General features: G+C 60.8%; 3 protein-coding genes. 2 read left to right on the top strand and 1 reads right to left on the bottom strand.

The features are described 5' to 3' along the window. The first annotated feature begins 685 nt into the window (after positions 1–685). Complete coding sequence (locus AAIL68_RS17390) at positions 686–988, top strand: hypothetical protein (RefSeq protein ID WP_347141045.1); 303 nt, start codon at positions 686–688, stop codon at positions 986–988. 151 nt (positions 989–1,139) lie between these two features. Here the strand turns inward: AAIL68_RS17390 and AAIL68_RS17385 are convergent, their stop codons facing one another. Beyond that, a complete protein-coding gene (locus tag AAIL68_RS17385) occupies positions 1,140–1,364 on the bottom strand; it encodes a hypothetical protein (protein ID WP_347141044.1) in 225 nt (74 codons plus the stop codon). Positions 1,365–1,469: 105 nt separating this feature from the next. On the opposite strand from AAIL68_RS17385, the gene AAIL68_RS17380 reads away from it, so the two are divergent. Continuing rightward, positions 1,470–1,676: a hypothetical protein gene (locus AAIL68_RS17380; protein WP_347141043.1), complete on the top strand. Its 207-nt coding sequence runs from the start codon at positions 1,470–1,472 to the stop codon at positions 1,674–1,676. The last annotated feature ends 111 nt before the right edge of the window (positions 1,677–1,787 follow it).

Raw genomic sequence — 1,787 nt, 5'->3', positions numbered from 1 at the left:
GAACGCGCAAACTTTGACTCGGCAGTTTCCGTCCCCGCCTCAGGACGGAAGGCCATGAACCCGGCAATGAGTTCGGCATCAATCCGGTCGGTTTTTGCACGCTTCCCCCGGGAAAAGGCAAAAGCCTTGATCTGGGCCGGCGGCAATTGCGCAGCATCTATTCCGGCCCCGACGAACCGTGTCCAGAGCCCCCACTCCTGACCCCCGCTGTTCGGGAAATCGATTCACTGGATCGATTTCTGATCCTCACAGCCTTCAAAGCCGATCCTCAAAGGCGCGGGCAGATCCTGAATGATCCCGATCAGGCGCATATGGCCCTCTGGTGAGTTCGGAAGCCTGAACCTGCGGCCACACGGCAGACAGAAGCCCTCCAGCCAGTCACGGGAGACATCTATTCCGATCAGTGTCGCCGCTGCTATCATGTCACTCTCTCTTCCTTATGCTTCGCGGTCCCCAAGAAAAGGGCTGCCGTCACCTGTTCGAGACGGTGAGGAGAGACGCCATCAGCCGGCTAGATGACGTGGTCATGCCACAAGGTGTTTTGCGCTGTATCCCACCCCATCACCGGTCCTGGCCGGGATCGGTGATGGGGCAGTTATAGCAGGGGCGGGACACATAAGCGGTTTTGGGGCTGCCTCTATCGTTCTGCTGGCACCGCTGCCTTTGTTTGAGACCCTTCGGGTGCATGCTTCGACTCGTGGTCGGCGCGAAGGCCGCCAACATGATGCTGGTTCAATGCAGGTTCGATGTGCCCATCTCATTGGCGTGCTCGATGTGGTTCGGCGTCTCGCCGGTTCGTCTTGATCCGCATGGCTTTCCGAGCGCCCTTCACCTGTCGGGTTTCCATCAGGGCGACCTCCAGTCTCGCCTCAGTCAGCTCCCGGTGCAGCCATTACGACAACGGACCGCCTCAAGCCCAATGGCGGTGGCGCTTCCATCCTGTTCCCTAATCCAGCGTATCAGCGCCTCAGGCTCGCTGGCCACCTGAGCCTCTCTGACAATCCGCCCATGTTTGCTGATCGCGCAGAGGTCTGAGCAGTGTTCCACTGCGCAGACCAGTTCGGGGATGAGAGCGTCACCGCAGGCTCTGCGGAAACGCCCAGACAAGGATCGTCGCTTGGGCCCACAGCGCCCAAAGCTCAGTCCATCGGCACTATCGCGGTCTGGCCGTTACGAGCAGGCCGATGCTCGGAAGCGACATAACGCTGGGTGATGATCATCCCCGGGGTTACCACAAGCACGAGACCACGTTCGGGAACTTCCCACAGGCGCGGAAAATCCACGCTGCGGCCATCGATCAGGATCTGTTCATGCACTCCCGGCACCTGACGCAGGTTCGGCTGCGCCGCAAGTGCGGCCAGCATCGCCTCGGGGCGGCCAGTCCGCGGCCGCTGCACTGTGCATTGAGGAACGGGTCCGTTGGCGCGACGCTGATCTCGAATTGCAGGGTATCCGACCTTGACCTGCGCTTGACGCTGGAACTGTATCGGCTGGCGCGCGAGGGTCGCCTGCGGTCAATGCTGGAGAGCCATTTTCTCGAAGCTCGGATCTCGGCGGATCTGGACAGCCTATTTCGAATCCTGTCCATTCCGCCGGGCGCGCAGCCCCCGACCGGCGATCAGCCGTCAGCCCAAGCGACGTCCGCCATCACGGCATCGGGCGATGTAACCGAATGACCCGCGGCTCGGTCCTTTTTCCGATGAGCCGTAATCCACTCATATCCCTAATGCAGCAGTGTGCTGTGCCCGGCCCCCGTTAACGACAAATGATGCCGTTGATGATAATTC

Origin of the sequence: Paracoccus sp. SSK6 (assembly GCF_039770665.1) — a bacterium.
Taxonomy (GTDB): domain Bacteria; phylum Pseudomonadota; class Alphaproteobacteria; order Rhodobacterales; family Rhodobacteraceae; genus Paracoccus.
This window is presented reverse-complemented; position numbering and strand designations above follow the sequence as displayed.

What these genes read in the sequence shown, in the direction of transcription:
- AAIL68_RS17385 (WP_347141044.1), bottom strand. Translation starts at nt 1,364, where the DNA reads ATGCTGGCCGCACTTGCGGCGCAGCCGAACCTGCGTCAGGTGCCGGGA.
- AAIL68_RS17390 (WP_347141045.1), top strand. Translation starts at nt 686, where the DNA reads ATGCTTCGACTCGTGGTCGGCGCGAAGGCCGCCAACATGATGCTGGTT.